Origin of the sequence: Acetobacter persici (genome assembly GCF_018256955.1) — a bacterium.
GTDB classification, from domain to species: domain Bacteria; phylum Pseudomonadota; class Alphaproteobacteria; order Acetobacterales; family Acetobacteraceae; genus Acetobacter; species Acetobacter persici.
This window is the reverse complement of record NZ_JAERKU010000013.1, coordinates 23,052-38,267: the sequence shown is the minus strand read 5'-3', so window position 1 is coordinate 38,267 and position 15,216 is coordinate 23,052. Positions and strand designations below refer to the sequence as shown.

14 protein-coding genes are annotated in these 15,216 nt (G+C 55.6%); 9 read left to right on the top strand and 5 right to left on the bottom strand.

Annotated elements, in window-relative coordinates:
- Positions 1-69: 69 nt before the first annotated feature.
- The 3 genes from JK199_RS12660 to JK199_RS12650 are packed head-to-tail and all read left to right on the top strand — an operon-like array spanning position 70 to position 2,099.
- Positions 70-702 (top strand): nucleoside 2-deoxyribosyltransferase, encoded by a 633-nt coding sequence (locus JK199_RS12660; protein ID WP_212376559.1) that lies wholly within the window; start codon positions 70-72, stop codon positions 700-702.
- Entirely contained in the window at positions 695-1,129 is a 435-nt protein-coding gene (gene cdd / locus JK199_RS12655; protein ID WP_212376556.1) for a cytidine deaminase, read from the top strand. The genes JK199_RS12660 and cdd overlap by 8 nt, the downstream gene beginning before the upstream one ends.
- A 40-nt stretch (positions 1,130-1,169) precedes the next feature.
- Positions 1,170-2,099 (top strand): nucleoside hydrolase, encoded by a 930-nt coding sequence (locus JK199_RS12650; protein WP_212376553.1) that lies wholly within the window; start codon positions 1,170-1,172, stop codon positions 2,097-2,099.
- A 146-nt stretch (positions 2,100-2,245) separates the two neighbouring features.
- Here the strand turns inward: JK199_RS12650 and JK199_RS12645 are convergent, their stop codons facing one another.
- Positions 2,246-4,879 carry a M1 family metallopeptidase gene (locus JK199_RS12645; RefSeq protein WP_212376550.1) on the bottom strand — a complete coding sequence of 878 codons (2,634 nt, stop codon included), beginning with the start codon at positions 4,877-4,879 and terminating at the stop codon, positions 2,246-2,248.
- A 397-nt stretch (positions 4,880-5,276) separates the two neighbouring features.
- Here JK199_RS12645 and JK199_RS12640 point away from each other — a divergent pair, with 397 nt between their 5' ends.
- The 4 genes from JK199_RS12640 to JK199_RS12625 all read left to right on the top strand — a co-directional run bounded on the left by JK199_RS12640 (position 5,277) and on the right by JK199_RS12625 (position 8,864).
- Positions 5,277-6,068 carry a sulfotransferase family 2 domain-containing protein gene (locus tag JK199_RS12640; protein WP_212376547.1) on the top strand — a complete coding sequence of 264 codons (792 nt, stop codon included), beginning with the start codon at positions 5,277-5,279 and terminating at the stop codon, positions 6,066-6,068.
- Between the two features lie 248 nt (positions 6,069-6,316).
- Positions 6,317-6,595, top strand: a complete 279-nt coding sequence (locus JK199_RS12635) for a hypothetical protein (RefSeq protein WP_212376544.1) — start codon at positions 6,317-6,319, stop codon at positions 6,593-6,595.
- Positions 6,596-6,738: 143 nt separating this feature from the next.
- A complete protein-coding gene (locus JK199_RS12630; protein WP_244985137.1) occupies positions 6,739-7,521 on the top strand; it encodes a response regulator transcription factor in 783 nt (260 codons plus the stop codon).
- Positions 7,518-8,864 (top strand): ATP-binding protein, encoded by a 1,347-nt coding sequence (locus JK199_RS12625; protein ID WP_342356330.1) that lies wholly within the window; start codon positions 7,518-7,520, stop codon positions 8,862-8,864. Before JK199_RS12630 ends, JK199_RS12625 begins: the two co-directional genes overlap by 4 nt.
- A gap of 49 nt (positions 8,865-8,913) precedes the next feature.
- Here JK199_RS12625 and JK199_RS12620 read toward each other — a convergent pair whose 3' ends face one another.
- Positions 8,914-9,888, bottom strand: coding sequence for a hypothetical protein (locus tag JK199_RS12620; RefSeq protein WP_212376541.1), 975 nt, complete (start codon positions 9,886-9,888; stop codon positions 8,914-8,916).
- 440 nt (positions 9,889-10,328) lie between these two features.
- Here JK199_RS12620 and JK199_RS12615 point away from each other — a divergent pair, with 440 nt between their 5' ends.
- Positions 10,329-11,468 carry a lipase family protein gene (locus JK199_RS12615; RefSeq protein WP_408742384.1) on the top strand — a complete coding sequence of 380 codons (1,140 nt, stop codon included), beginning with the start codon at positions 10,329-10,331 and terminating at the stop codon, positions 11,466-11,468.
- Positions 11,469-11,580: 112 nt separating this feature from the next.
- Here JK199_RS12615 and JK199_RS12610 read toward each other — a convergent pair whose 3' ends face one another.
- From JK199_RS12610 to JK199_RS12600, 3 genes are all read right to left on the bottom strand, one after another.
- Entirely contained in the window at positions 11,581-11,922 is a 342-nt protein-coding gene (locus JK199_RS12610) for a TonB-dependent receptor (RefSeq protein ID WP_212376538.1), read from the bottom strand.
- Positions 11,923-12,309: 387 nt separating this feature from the next.
- Entirely contained in the window at positions 12,310-13,461 is a 1,152-nt protein-coding gene (locus JK199_RS12605) for a M24 family metallopeptidase (RefSeq protein WP_244985136.1), read from the bottom strand.
- A 147-nt stretch (positions 13,462-13,608) separates the two neighbouring features.
- Positions 13,609-14,241, bottom strand: a complete 633-nt coding sequence (locus JK199_RS12600; protein WP_086656501.1) for a TetR/AcrR family transcriptional regulator — start codon at positions 14,239-14,241, stop codon at positions 13,609-13,611.
- A gap of 200 nt (positions 14,242-14,441) precedes the next feature.
- Here JK199_RS12600 and JK199_RS12595 point away from each other — a divergent pair, with 200 nt between their 5' ends.
- The gene (locus JK199_RS12595; RefSeq protein WP_025824967.1) at positions 14,442-15,125 is read left to right on the top strand and encodes a Fe2+-dependent dioxygenase; all 684 of its coding nucleotides are present in this window, start codon (positions 14,442-14,444) and stop codon (positions 15,123-15,125) included.
- Positions 15,126-15,216: the final 91 nt, after the last annotated feature.

Here is a 15,216-nt window from a genome sequence, read left to right as displayed (position 1 = left end):
TCTCATAACTTTCATCACATTCTGCACGCGCCGGAACAGCAGCGTGAGCCTCTGAACAGGGAAGACTTCATGGCCGATCCTCTGAACTACCCCAAGGTTTACCTTGGTGGAGACCTTGTTTTCAGGAACAACGCTCAGCAACTTTTCAAAGCGTTTAAAGAGATCTGTCTGGAGGTGCGTCTGCACGGTGTCTCCCCGTTTGACGGGCAGGAGGAAATAGACGCCCTGCCACCCGGCAAGGAGACCAGTCTGCTGATTGCACGGCTGGATCGGGGCCTGATGGACAAGTGTGACGCCGCCCTGTTCTGCATTGACCCCTTCCGCCGCGCTGCGGATATGGACCCCGGCACAGCGGTTGAAATTGGCTATATGGCAGCCCAGAACAAGCCTATGGCGGGCTACACAACCGATGGCCGTTCCTACCATGCCAAAGTACAGACCTATTTTGAGCAGGCCTGGCACACACCGCTCACACAGGAGCGCCCGCACACGGCCGCCAGAGTGCGCTGGCTGGATGCCGATAGCATGATCGTACATTCAGAAGGTCTGTTACAGAATGCCATGGTGGAAGGGTTCATCAGGCAGGCGGGAGGAGACATTGCCATCGCTGAAGACATTCTGGACGCTTTCCGCGCTGCCGCCGTTACTCTGGCTGATCTGATTTATGGCGCAACGCAGCAGGAAGCAGCCTCTCATGGATAATAAAACCCTTTCAGACCTCACGCAAAAAGCTTTAGCGGCCCGCAGTAATGCCTACGCCCCGTACTCCCGCTTTCACGTTGGTGCTGCGCTGATCACGGAAGAGGGTCAGGTCTTTGCCGGATGCAACGTGGAAAACGCAGCCTACCCGGAAGGCGTGTGTGCTGAGGCCGGAGCCATTTCCGCCATGATCGCGGCAGGCGGTTCCCGCAAAATTGCAACAATTCTGGTCGCAGGCAAAGGGCCTGCCCCCTGCCTGCCCTGTGGTGGCTGCCGCCAGAAAATCCGGGAATTTGCAACACAGCGCACCTGCGTTCTGGTGGTAGATGAAGACGGCAAACAGCTTTTTAAAGATGATCTTCATGCGCTCCTGCCCGCATCCTTCGGCCCGGAAAATCTGGAAACCGGCGCAGACAAAACCTCTTCTTAAAACTTCCTGAAAGTCTCGATAATTTCACGACGGAGCACGCATGAAGATTATTATTGATACCGACCCCGGTCAGGATGATGCGCTGACCATCCTGCTGGCCCTCGCCAGCCCGGAAATAGAGCTTCTGGGGGTCACAACGGTTGCCGGGAATGTGCCGGTTGCGCAGACGACAGAAAACGCCCTGAAAACTCTTGATCTTGTCGGACGCACGGATATTCCCGTTCATGCCGGAGCAGACCGCCCGTTATTACGCCCCGGCGTAACGGCAACGCATGTGCATGGCAAAACGGGTTTTGAAGGTGTTGACCTGCCTCCCCCAAGCCGGGAAGCCACACCCGGCCACGCGGTTGATTTTATCATCCGCACGGTCATGGAAAACCCGCCGGGCACAATCACGCTCTGCACAATCGGCCCTCTGACCAACATTGCCCTCGCTTTGGCCAAAGAGCCTGCCCTGCGGGAGCGTATTGGCCAAATTGTCACAATGAGCTGTGCATTTTCCGAAGTGGGGAATATTACCCCCACGGCGGAATTCAATATCTATGTAGACCCACATGCTGCGCGGATGGTGTTTGAATCCGGCATTCCGCTTGTTGTGTTCCCGTTGGATGTCACGCATCAGCTCCATACCAGCAAAGCGCGCCTTGAGCGCCTTGATGCCATTCCCAACCGGGTCGGCCCGGTTGTGGCGGCATGGCTACGGTTTGAAAAACGGTTTGAAGCCACAAAATACGGGACAGACGGCGGCCCCCTGCATGACCCCAATACTGTCCTGTGGCTGCTCAGACCCGACCTCTACCGTGGGCGGGAGGTAAATGTTGAAATTGAGACTGAAAGCGCGCTGACAATGGGTATGAGCGTGGTGGACTGGTGGGGCATTACCGGAAAAAAGAAAAATGCCCTGTTCATGCGCGAAGTCGATGTGGAAGGCGTTTACGATCTGGTTATCGAGCGCCTGTCTGCCCTGTAACTCTGCGCAGACCAAAGCAGGTTTGCAGGTCCCTCTGCCCATACGGATCATTCACGTATGGGCAGGAGCAGGAGCAGGAGCAGGAGCAGACCTTTAATACACTTAGTCTTTTCTTGGCCCCCTCCCCGGCGTTGAGACCCGGCCTTTTAGTGCCGGGTGGCCAGCCAGTCATGCAACTGCGTCTGTGCCGCCTGCATAGCCTCTTTACGCGCACCGATTTCACTTAACGCTTTTGCCGTTGCGATCTTAGAGCCGGTTGTTTTGCCAGAGAACGGATCAGCTTCAAGCGCCTGCGCAATGGCCGGATTATCAGAATAGGCTGCAATAGCCGCCAGAAAGCCATCCTGAGACCAGGGGGCGAGATGCGTGCGGATTTCAGCCTCGTGCTGTTTGACGAGTTTCCACACCAGATCCGGGTTTTCACTCTCCTCCGCCACACGGCCCAGCGCCATGGCAATACGCCCGTTGGGAATGGCCCCGCTGTAGGTCAGCGCGACGTTTTTCTCAACCAAGCCCGGGTCTGTTGCACCAGCGAGTGCGTTAAACAGACGGAGTTTGACCTCAGTGGCCTGCGTTGTGCGGACTTTCTCTGCCATGGCATTGTAAGTTTTCTGGTCTGCATGGGTCATGGCAATCCGCGCGACAACACCAACCAGATCAGGCTTTAAAGAGGCCGGATCAGCCTGCCAGCGCGCAAAGCTCCTCCCGGCTTCTGCAACCACGCCCGGATCTTCAAAGGTGCCGAGGGCCGCAATAACAGACGGGCGCAGCATGGTGTCCAGCACGCTTTCATCCGCTTTCTGATCCCAGCCCAGACGCGCAAGAACAGGCGCCAGTTGCTTGCGGGCATAAGCCCGGAACGGGGCACGGTCCGCACTCCCTTTCAGATACTGGTCCAGTGTTTCAAACCGTTCGATAATTTCCTGCAAAACAGCAATATCGCTTTCCTGCGCCGAGAGCAGACTATCCGCCAGATCCATATAGGTAGAAAGCGGGGCCTGACCGGAGCGGAACAGGGCAAACTGGTCCCCCAGCAGGTTGGCTCTGTCCACCGGAGCAAAATGCTGTGCGTTTTTCAGCAAAGATGCAAAGGCTGGCGCACTGTACTGCACACGATAATAGCCGCTTTCTCCCAGATTGAGCTTGAGGGGAGCATCACATCCTGCAACGCTGAGTGTCTGCGGCGCTTTGCCCAGCAGCAGTTTTTGTGTTGTCAGACCGGGGCCACCCGCCACAACCGGGATCATCCACATCTGGGCTGCCGGATGCGGGTCATGAATGGTAAAGCGGCTTTGTGTCAGAGTGTAAACCGTTTTTCCGGCTTTGCAGGCAGAGGCAACATTCACCAGCGGGATACCCGGCTGTTCTGTAAAGCTCCGGGCCGCCGGACCAACATCCAGACCGGACGTTTTGGAAAGCGCCTGCCACAGATCCTGACTGGTTGTGCTGCTATAGGCATGGGCCTTCATGTACAGGCGCATCCCATCGCGGAAATGGTCTTCACCCAGCCAGCCTTCCAGCATACGGATCACAAGTTCGCCTTTGCCGTAGCTGATACTGTCAAATGCAGAGTTGGCTTCACTCACATTGTGAATAACCTGCTGGATGGGGTGCGTGGACGGCAGAGCGTCCGTCGCCATGGTTTCCTCGCGCGTTTCATGCTGACGGGGCCAGATGTCCCATTCCGGGTTCATCTTGTCTGTGGCCTTGATCTCCATCCATGAGGCAAAGCCCTCATTCAGCCAGATATTGTCCCACCAGCCCATTGTCACGAGGTCACCTGACCATTGATGCGCCATTTCATGCGCCACAACTTCATAAATCAGTTCGCGCGTACGGGGGGTGCTGTTTTTCGGGTCAAACAGCAGGACGTTATCAATATAGGTCAGAAGGCCCCAGTTCTCCATTGCACCGGCCTGATAGTTGCCGGGAATGGCGACCATATCCATTTTGGGCAAAGGATATTTTACGCCAAAATAGTTGTTGTAATAGGGAAGAATCTTTTCTGATGCCTGCAGGGCGTAACGCCCCTGCTCTTCCAGACCAGACGGCGCATACACAGCCAGAGGCGTGCCATCTGCCTGCCCCTGTACGGATTTCATATCGCCCGCCACCAGCGCCAGCAGATAGGTGGACATGCGCGGCGTTGTGCCGAAAGAGACTGTCTTGGCCTCAGCACCGTCCGCCACCGTCTGGGTAACCGGCATATTGCTGACAGCAACGGCCTCTTTGGGAAGTGTGACGTTCAGCTGGAACGTGGCCTTAAACGCGGGCTCATCCCAGCCGGGGAACATCCGGCGGGCATCGGCCACTTCAAACTGCGTGACCAGCATCCGCTTTGTCTCGCCAGAGGGCGCAGTATAATCATCCACATAGATGCCGTTAGGCGTTTTCAGAATGGGACCAGAATAGGAAATAACCAGCGTATGCGCGCCTTTTCCCACTTTAGCGGGAAAATGCAGGGTTGCCGTTTCGGCCGCGTCATCTTGCGTAATCTGCGCCTTCACGCCGTTATCCAGAACAGCGTCGGACAGGTGCAGACCGGCCTGATTCAGCGTCATATCCGCCGTAGGGGTGCGCACATCAACCCGGATGCTTTCCTGCCCGGCCAGCGTCAGGGCCTGCATATCTGTGGAAAGCCTGATGGTGTAGGCAACCGGCACCACTGTTTTGGGTAACTGCCCGGCAGCCCGCTGGAAAGAAAAGACCTGTTCCGCACACACCGGGCCAGCCAGCGGCAAACCTGCCAGCAGGGTGGTAAAAGCCAGAAGCCGACGCATCCCTCAATCTCCTAAAAAATCGCTGAATCTGATCACATCATTTTTTCTTCGGATTATTCCGAGTGCGCTATTTTTAGCATAGTCTCACGCCCGTCAACGATACGGGAGAACGGGACGCCTCCTTCATGGCGAGGCGCCTTTCCCGTCCTTTGTGTGCATATAGAAATACTGATCTTATTTTGACCTTATTTTGTCAAAACTGAAATAAAAAGATGATTCTCATTTTTTATCATTCCCCAATCTGAGTCCTGTGCGTTACAACAGGCTTCTCTCTGGAGTCTTTTATTTCCGGTAATTTCTCTTTTACCAGAAAAATAAAATGACACTCTGAATCCTGTTGTTCTTTACTGGATACGCGGCATGTCTTCTGCTTTTTACACTCTGCGAGAACAGATTCATGAAACGCGAAAAAAAAACGATGGAGCAGTTGTGCGGTGTCACCCTGCATGGGGATCTGCAGGAACGCTATGTGGACTGGAGGCTCCCCCTCCCCTTAAGCAAAAAGCGGCAGGAGCGTCTGGCCACCATCCGCAAGGCAGGCGTCCTGTTTATCCACGTGCCCAAGAACGCCGGAACGGCCATCTCCGAGGTGCTGTACGGGTGTAGCATGCGGCATGAAAGCATTCGCTATTACCAGAAACACGCACCGGATGTTGTGCGCTCCATGCCCAGTTTTGCCCTGTGGCGTGACCCTGTTGAACGCTTTCTCTCGTCCTATGACTTCATCCGCAACGGAGGCGGCAGCCATGTCGAGCTGCATCCCGGTTTTGTGGAACGCTACGCAGATCTGACCACTCTGGACCGGATGATTGAGTATGTGGACGGTGCGTCATCCATTTATCAGTTGGACCATGTTCTGCGCCCGCAACACTGGTATCTGACAAACCGGCAGGGGGAAATGGCTGTTAAAATGCTGTTTGACCTTAAGGATATTGACCGGATTTACCCCTTTATCCCCGGCCTGCACGCTGGAGAAATCCGGAAAGTCAACACAACCCGGCGTTTCACCACAGACCTCAGCGCAGCTCAGAGGCAGAAAATCCTCACTATTTATAAGGAAGATTATACACTCCGGAGCCACATGACGCAGAGTGATGCTCTGCCCGAGACTTTCTACGCGCAGCACACCACCAGAACACAAAAGAGCACCATGGGCCGTTTCCAGCCTTCTCTGCAGGTCAGCCTTTAAGCGGCGTTCCGTAAAGCATGATGCCTGGCCGGTTCCTAACAGATCTGCACGGCGTTTCCGAGCACCATCCGCCCGTTTAAATCGCCAGCCACCCTATAATACTTATTTTCTATTTTTATTATTTTTCATAACTGACATATTCCCTCTTTTTTCCAGTTTTACTCTTACGAGCGCCAGTTTTTCTCCTATGTTTTCCTGACAGGCGAGAGGAAGTCTTTTCCTCCCGTCCTGCACAAAAGGTTTTATAGATGATGAAAAAAGCTCTTCTCCTCGTCGCTGCTCTGGGTGTTGTGGCACCTGCCCTGTCTTACGCAGACGGACACAGATCCCACCACAGCCAGAACAGCGATAATGACAGCCAGAACAACGGCAGCCATCATCATGGGGGTCAGCGCGGCTCACGCGGCCAGTCTTCCGGCTCTGATGATCAGGACAATACCCAGAACGGGGGCGAACATCGCCACGGCGGCAACCACGGGGGCGAAGACCGTGAGGGTGGGCCAGACCGTAACGATAATCAGAACTGATCGGGTTTCCAGCCCATAGAACAGACAGGCGCATCCCGTGGTGCGCCTGTCTTCATGCTTCCAGTTTTTACTTGCTTTCTTTTACAAAACCACAATCTTAAGAGTACGATTCACGAGGCCTGACTGACACGAGAAGAACGCATTTGTCTTCACACACTTCCTCCCCTTTACCAGCAACCACCGAGGCACATCCCGCCATGACCAGTGCCGCGCAGGCCATCCATGTCCTGATTGTGGAAGATGACCCCGAAATTTGCGGGCTGTTACAACGCTATCTTCAGCGGCTGGGTTATAAAGTTTCAACCGCGCTCAACCGCGCAGGCATTGATGCGGCCGAAAAGCAGCAACCGCTTGATCTCACTCTGCTTGACATCATGCTGCCGGGGGAAGACGGGCGCAGTCTGTGTCAGCATATCCGCCAGACATCTGCCTCACGCATCATTATGGTCAGCGCGCTGAGTGATATTGATGACCGGATTTCCGGGCTGGATCTGGGCGCGGATGACTATGTTTCCAAGCCGTTTGATCTGGAAGAACTGGCCGCCCGTATCCGGGCCGTGTTACGCCGTGCACAGCCAGAAACCACCCCTGCGGAGGCGCAGGGTGTTCTGCACTACCGGTTTGATAACTGGCTGTTTGAGCCCGCCAAACGCGCCTTATACGGCAAAACCGGAATCCGCGTGGCTCTGACAGGCTCGGAGACTGATCTGCTGCTCACCTTCTGCCAGAACGCCCATCATGTTTTTAATCGGGCGGAACTTCTGGCCCGGATTCATGGTGATGAGAAAAATGTGGACCCCCGCGCTATTGATCTGCTGATCAGCCGCCTGCGCCGCAAACTCTCGCATGAAGGGCGACAACTGGAACTGATCCGGACCATTCGCGGCGGCGGGTATATTTTTGACCCGGACGACCGTAAATCGTGAGGAAACTGCCTCGCCTCTACCCCAGAACCATTTATGGCCAGATGGTCACTCTCGTGTCCGTCTGCATGTTTCTGACGCTGAGCATTACACCCTTTCTGCTCTATGCGTTCCGCCCGCTGGTCCCGCCCCTGCCGGGCGGCCCATGGACCAATATTCTGGCCATTGAAACCGGGATTGAAGCCCTTCAGGCCGCACCGCCCCAGTTCCGGGAGGCAATTGCCCAGAAGATTTCCGGCAACGGGCTGAATTTTAGTGTTGGCCCCACACCAGCCTGTGCCGTCGTGCCAACAGACCCCATGACCGGCTTTATCCAGCATATGCTGGTCTCCCGCGGCAATCTGGGGAACCATGCCCTGCGCGCCAGAAGCTGCGCCGGACATGATGAGCATATGCCGGTGTCTTACCTTTCGCTCTCTCATGAAAATATCAGTGTTCTGGTCTATAACTCTCACAATCATCATATTGGCCATATGATGCACTGGACCATGCCGCTCACGGTTTCTCTGGTCTTTCTCGTTACCATCACTTTGTCGCTCACCTTCTGGAGCATCTGGCATATCAGCCGCCCGTTGCGGAACATTGCCGCGCAGGCCGATGCTTTTGGGTATGACAGCACGCCCGACCCGTTGCCGGAACATGGCCCGACGGAAGTGCGGCGGCTGACGCATGCCTTCAACCGGATGCAGGCCCGGATTGCCGCCTCTGCGGAAGAACGCACCCGGATGCTGATTGCCATCGGGCACGATCTGCGCACGCCGCTGACGCGCCTGTTCATGCGGCTGGAACTGGGAGGCGAGGAAGCCTCTCCCGCCGCCATGAAGCATGACCTCACGCTGATGAAAAAAATGCTGAACGGGACACTGCATTTCCTGCGTGAGCAGACGCATGCAGAAAAAGCCGAAGCGATTGATCTTGCCTCCCTGCTGGAAAGCCTGTGCCATGAATTCAGCGTGGTTGGCCATAGTATCCACTATTCAGGCCCGGCGCAGCTCATTTGCATCTGCCAGACTACCCCGCTGGAACGCGCTTTTAGTAATCTGATTGAAAATGGCCTGAAATACGGAACGGACGTGACTGTCAGCCTGAAAAGCGAGGGGCACCGCGCCCTGATTGATATCCGCGATAACGGCCCCGGTATTCCTGACAACCTGCTGGCTTCAGCCCGCCTGCCGTTTTACAGGCTGGACCCGGCCCGCGCCTCCGATGGAGGACTGGGTCTGGGACTTTCAATTGCTGATGCCATTATCACCCGTCATAATGGGCAGCTTTCCCTCAGCAACATCAAGCCGCATGGCCTGCGTGCGCATATTGCGCTGCCACTGGGCATTGTCTCCAAACCCTGAAAACCGGGACGCCTATAGTCCAGCCCCTGTCTTGGCCGCAGCGAGAAAATTAGTTCTGCGGTACCCCTGTCTCCTGCGGAGCAGACTCTCCTGCAGGCGTTGCCGTGGTGTGTGTCACGGTAGGGGGTGCAACAGGAGTGGACGCCGGGTTGGCCGGAGTTGCGCCGGAGGCATTTGTCGGGACTGACGCAGGACCTGCCCCTGACGCGGCGGGCATTACGGCAGGAGACGTAGCCGGGCTAGTTGAGGTTGGGGTTGGGGGTGCTGTAGGCGTAGGCGTAGGCGTAGGCGTCACCGGGACAGTTTCCGCAGGCGTTGTCACAGGAGATGTGACAGGTGTCTCCGCACCGGGCAGTGCCGCAGGGGCGGCCAGTGTCGGCTCTGCAAGCGGGGGAGCCAGGGGCGCGGGGCGAGAGGCGAGTCCTCCCGGCGTTGTGGCGGCTGGTGCCGCAGCGTTACCGGAAATACCGTCCGTAGCAGGAGATATTGGAGCAGATGCCCCGGACGATTTCTCGGGTTGCGGCTGCATGAACGCAGAGGTTTTCCAGAAATCAGGCGGTGAGCCACTAGGCACATTGCGGCGGACACATCCGCGCACAATGCTTGAACACACTCCGTCTGTGCCCACCAGCATATCATCATCACCACTATAGTACACGTCACGCACCGTCCCATCGACAATGCGGAAGTCAGCAATACAGCTATTCCCGTCCCCACCGCCAACATCTCTGACAATATTGACAACAGACTGCACAGGAATAAGCGTTGAAGACGTGGGCGCCCCAATATTACGCCCCCGCTGATATTCAAAAATTTTTACATGACTGTTGATGATCTGCGTTTTAGCCGGAACACCCGCACACGCCTGCACGTCTTCTTCCGTCATACCAATCATGATCACCTGCGCCTTATGCGCCGTGCGGGAGGCGTAATAGCCGCATCCCCCCAGACCCAGCAGCAGAGAGCCAACAGAAAGATGCACAGCAGATCTGGTAACAAAACGCGCAACAGGCAGGGTCTTCACGGGCAGGCTCATCTCTATGACAGTCTCAGATGATAAGAGCTAACGAATTTCCCGCCGCCTGCCAATATGAGCATAAACCGACGGCAAACCGGACCCTGCTCCGGCCTCTCAGCACGCGGCACAACACGCCCCACAGGCAACCTGAACGCGACACGCCATTCAGCCAGAAAAACCAGCCAGACGTAACAGACCAATTGCAGTGCAACGCCGGTCAGCACAGGCTGTTCCATCCATTTCCCATGAAAAATTCATCACGATTTCACCCCTGTAATAAACATTTTTGTGCATAGAGATCATTCCTTGACAAACCCAGCCCCGCACGATCCTCTGAAACCTGTGAATTTGAATACATAAAGACAAAAGTAAGGATTTTTGTTGTGAAAGAATTCAGACATTCCTTTAAGCGCGCCTTTCTGGCTGGTACCAGTCTGCTGGCCGGTCTGGGCTTTGCCCTGCTTCCTCCCGCCAGTCAGGCCGCCTCTACACAGGCCGCGAAGAAACCCGGCACCCTCACGGCATCAGCCCCTCTGCCTGCCGCTCTTACGCTGCCTGAGGCAGGGCGTTCGCTCCGCCTTACCTACCTGTCCACCAACGGTGTTACTGGCAAAGGGCTGGTGCCTGTTACAGAAGAAGTCATTCTACCTGCGGGCAAACCCCCGGAAGGCGGCTGGCCTATTGTGGCATGGGCGCACGGCACAACCGGGGTGGCTGACCATTGTGCTCCGTCTTGTAACCCATGGTCCGAGCGGAACCGCACCTATCTGTCCGCGTGGATGAAGCGTGGTTTTGCTGTTGTCGGCACCGATTATCAGGGGCTGGGTACATCCGGCACCCATGCGTATCTGAACACACGGGTGGAAGCCTACAGTGTGCTGGATGGCGTGCGCGCGGCGCTGGCCTCTGTACAGGGGCTACAAAACAAGATCATGATTGTCGGGCAGTCTCAGGGAGGTGGCGCGGCATTTGCTTCCGCAGCCTACGCACCGGACTATGCGCCAGACCTGAATATCCGGGGGACTGTGGCAACAGGTGTGCCTTATGTGTCGCAGGAACTGCTCCAGCATATGGCCACATCGGGCGCGCATGAAACGGGCTTTAACCCGGTTATTGTGTACACGCTGTATCTGGCGCAGGGGCAAAGCGGATATGATCCCTCCTTTAAACCGGAAAGTGTTTTTACGGACAAAGGTCTCCCCGCTTATCGCGCTGCGGCGGATCTGTGCGTGCATCCGCTGACAGATAAAGCCCGCGCTGAGGGCCTGAATTTCAGCAACGCTGTCAAACCCGGATACCAGAAAGCACTGGCCCCGGCTCTGGAAGCCATGCTGTATCCGACCATGAAGCTGAAACAGCCGCTTTTTGTCGGCACCGGGGAAGTGGATCAGGATGTGCCGCCCCCCCTCCAGCTTGGCCTTGTTAAAGCCGCCTGCGCCGCAGGAACAATTGTGCAGGCTCATATCTATAAAGGCCTGAATCACGACCAGACCGTCAATGCTTCCCTGCCGGATTCAGCCGCTTTTACAAAAGCTGTGATGGCGGATCAGCCCGTGCCTTCAAACTGCACGCCCACGCCTGAATAACACCCTGTAGACTGAGTGGCGGGGCTGCCTCTCCCCCTTCCACTCAGTTATTTTAAGTTTTAAACAGACAATTTCAGGAACAATCAAAGCCAGAAATCCATTCCAGATCCTTTTAGAGATCAATTCGCATACGGCCCCCCACCATACGCGGTGTTCCCGGCACACCGAAAATACCATTCAGGCCAGTCTCACGGGTAATGTCGTAACGCCGGTCAATAATATTATTGGCATAGGCGGTGATGGACCATTTATTGCTTTTGGGTGCAAAAGTCAGGCCAACATCCATCAGGAAATAGGCAGGCATTTTATAAAGCGTATTCCCCGGAATATTCTGCTGTGCGCCGCGATAGCTGTATTCAAGATACGGCGTCAGCGTCCAGTCTTTCCCCAGTTTTGCTTTATAAGACGCAGATCCCTGTAAGGTCAGTTTGGGGATGCCCATAGGCAGGGCCATGTTTTTTACTGTGCGTTGCCACAGGCACAGCAGAAGATGCAGGGGGGCGAGGCGTAGCCTTCCCTAAGCCTGAAGTAGGGCGCACACCGGAGGTCGTAGCCTGTGCTGTTTGCACAACACCCACCATGGAGAACACAAGCGCACTTGTGCAGAGGAGAAGAGTGTTTTTATATCGTAACATTTTCAACTTCAGCAGCCTCTCGTCAGGTTTCAGACAATCCATCGTTCAGGCAGCAGCTTGACGCGTGGATTCAGAAAACTTTTGGGAGAAAGACATTCCTGCTTTTATTTGTTATTTATTCGTAACAAAAAGCAGGAATCTGACAATCAGGTTGACCCTGAGGGAGTACTCTCCCTGAAATCAGGAAAAGTTTTCTCGTTTTTCTTTCAGGACAGTGTCAGATCATCGCGCTCATCAGGATATCTGGTCAGGATTTCATAGCCTGCTTCTGTCACCAGCACGGTATCTGAATGCCGGAAGCCTGCGATCCCTTTGAGATAAATCCCGGGCTCAATACTAAACACCATTCCCGGCTGGAGCACATTCTCTTCTCCAACCGCCAGAAACGGCGCTTCATGGCTGGTCACGCCAAAACTATGGCCAGTACGGTGCAGCGGAACATCATAACCAGCTTTTCTGGCAATTTCCTGACAGGCTGCATCAATTTCGGACCCAATGGCACCCGGCCTGAGCATGGCATACGCCTTATGCCGCATTTCCATCATGGTATCGAATGGCCTGCGGGCCTCTTCAGGGCAATGTTCCAGAAAGAATGTCCGCTCAATTTCCGCGCCATATCCGTTGATTTTTCCGGCAACCAGTCCCAGAAATGGCCCCCCCGGCTCACACGTGGCCGTCAGGCATGAAAAATTATGCGGATCATCCGTGTAAGCCGGCGGCTGGATCAGCCCCGCGGCATGGGTGGACATCACATTATAATTGGGCGCTTCCGCCAGACACCGCTGGTAGAAATACGGCGTGACATTTCCAATTGCCTGCGCCACCAGAGTGCCGTTTTTAACAGCGCCCAGCATCATGGCCAGTGCGTGTGTCATGACATCACTGGTCCAGGCAATACGGGCAATTTCATGCGGGGATTTAATTTCCCGCACGGTATCAATCACATTCAGGATCTGCGTCGGGTTGCGGACAAGAGCACTCAGATAAGCGGGGCATGCCCCCTCAATCCCCACAGTGCCCTGCGCAGGCAGAACGTCCAGCAGGCGGTCAGACCAGCGCGTGCCAGCGCGGGCCGGGAATTCCGCATACTCTACAAGTGTCAGTTCATCCCCCACCCTGTGCCGTTCAACATGGGCTCTTTCCAGCCGGGGAATAATAAAAGTGAGCGCCGATGCCGTTACAACCAGCACAAATGGCCGCTCATGAACAAAATTCGCAAAGTTTGTCAGGTAGTAAATATTGTCCGGATTGAATGAGATATAGGCAGAAAACCCTGCCTGCTCCATCTTCTCGCGGACTTTTTTCAGGCGTTCGGCAATCTCCTGACTGGAAACCTGATGAGCACTTAAAGATGGCATCGTCACGTTATACCCTTTCTGGCGTTCAGGGCGCCTTTCCCGCAGGAAGACTACCCCGGAAGCGTGTATAGCAAGCAATACATCCTACTTGTTTGTAAGTCGTCAAGAGATTTATTCCAAAAAAGCAACAAGTTCCGGCGTGTGCCCTTACGGGGTGTCTTTCACAATTGCCAGAAGTTCCGCGCGTGAAAAGCCACACCAGATTTCATAAGCCTCTTTCAGCTCACTCAGCGGTGTGCCCCGCGCAATTTCAATGGCAACCCCACGCAGGAACGTGGAATTCAGCAGGCGCAGCATCACAAATTTCGGGTCCGGCTTGCCGTGCTGCCTGCCGGAAAGCCACCCCGTCATAAACTGGTCAATGCGGGCCAGCACTGGTTCTGTGGCCGCAGCCAGTTCCGGGTCACTCCGCCGGGCCAGTTCAATTTCTACCGTAGCAATAAAATCCGGCCCCTCCGTCACAAGGGTCCACATGGCGGACAGCATAGCGTCCACCCGCTGTTCTGGCTGGCTTTTATGCCGCATGGCGGGGCGGTACAGACGTGTGCGCTTCAGCGCATAATGCCGGAGTACCATGGCCATAATCTGGGCTTTTGCCGGATAATGATGTTGCAGAGCCCCCAGACTGACACCCGCCGCCTTTGCAATGCGCTGGATTGTGGTGGCGGCATAGCCCTGCGTTTGCAACAGGGTGACAGTTGCCTGAATGATTTTTGTCCGTGTGGCTGTGCTGCGATCAGCCTGTGTGCGGCGGCGCACTGGAGAAGAAGGGGCTGGCATACGGTACGGATCACTCAACTTATTATGGCAAGGAGCCGGGAAAAACATGTGTTTACAAGCACTTCGTCGATAATGGAAACCCTTTCCGACGCATGGCGCAGAATTGAGAACCGCTGGGCACCCCCGAGCAGGTTGCAGCAGGGCGCGCGGTTCTGCCATTCTCCCCCGCACAACCAGAAACCCCTGAACGGACCGCCCGCATGCTTGTTCATATCCCCAATGTTCTGACACCGGAAGAAGTTGCCCATTGCCGCGCAACACTGGAAAAATCTGAATGGGTGGATGGCAAGGTGACGGCGGGAGACCAGTCCGCCAAGGCCAAGTACAATCTCCAGATCCCGCAGGACAGCGCAGAATGTCGGGCACTGGGTGAGATCATTTTACGGGCACTTGGCCGGAATCCGACCTTTAACAGCGCAGCCCTGCCCCTCCGCGTCTTCCCGCCTCTGTTCAACCGATATGATGAGGGCATGCGCTTCCACGCGCATGTGGATAATGCCATCCGCCCCGTACCGGGCACCGGCTTCCGGATGCGGACGGATGTCTCCTCCACCCTCTTCCTGAGTGAGATGGAGGAATATGATGGTGGGGAACTGATGATTCAGGACACATTTGGCGTGCAGAATGTCCGTTTTCCGGCGGGGGATATGGTGCTCTACCCTTCCAGCAGCCTGCACAGCGTCAGCCCGGTCACGCGCGGGTCACGCTGGGCCTCCTTCTTCTGGTCCCAGTCCATGGTGCCGGAGGATACTCAGCGCACGCTGCTCTATCAGTTTGACCAGTCCATTATGGAAATCCGCAAACTTCTGCCGGATGATAACCCGGCTGTGCTGGGCCTGACCTCCACTTATCACAACCTGTTGAGGCAGTGGGCACAGCTCTGATCAACCTCTGCGCGCTTCCCTGCTGCCCGTCCCGGACGGGCAGCAGGGAAGCCCTCTATTATGCCGCCTGCACACCCTCTGCTCCGCACCG

Coding starts and splice junctions, on each gene's coding strand:
- JK199_RS12600 (WP_086656501.1), bottom strand. CDS start 14,241: ATGCCAGCCCCTTCTTCTCCAGTGCGCCGCCGCACACAGGCTGATCGC.
- JK199_RS12605 (WP_244985136.1), bottom strand. CDS start 13,461: ATGCCATCTTTAAGTGCTCATCAGGTTTCCAGTCAGGAGATTGCCGAA.
- JK199_RS12660 (WP_212376559.1), top strand. CDS start 70: ATGGCCGATCCTCTGAACTACCCCAAGGTTTACCTTGGTGGAGACCTT.
- cdd (WP_212376556.1), top strand. CDS start 695: ATGGATAATAAAACCCTTTCAGACCTCACGCAAAAAGCTTTAGCGGCC.
- JK199_RS12645 (WP_212376550.1), bottom strand. CDS start 4,879: ATGCGTCGGCTTCTGGCTTTTACCACCCTGCTGGCAGGTTTGCCGCTG.
- JK199_RS12640 (WP_212376547.1), top strand. CDS start 5,277: ATGAAACGCGAAAAAAAAACGATGGAGCAGTTGTGCGGTGTCACCCTG.
- JK199_RS12650 (WP_212376553.1), top strand. CDS start 1,170: ATGAAGATTATTATTGATACCGACCCCGGTCAGGATGATGCGCTGACC.
- JK199_RS12635 (WP_212376544.1), top strand. CDS start 6,317: ATGATGAAAAAAGCTCTTCTCCTCGTCGCTGCTCTGGGTGTTGTGGCA.
- JK199_RS12610 (WP_212376538.1), bottom strand. CDS start 11,922: ATGGCCCTGCCTATGGGCATCCCCAAACTGACCTTACAGGGATCTGCG.
- JK199_RS12595 (WP_025824967.1), top strand. CDS start 14,442: ATGCTTGTTCATATCCCCAATGTTCTGACACCGGAAGAAGTTGCCCAT.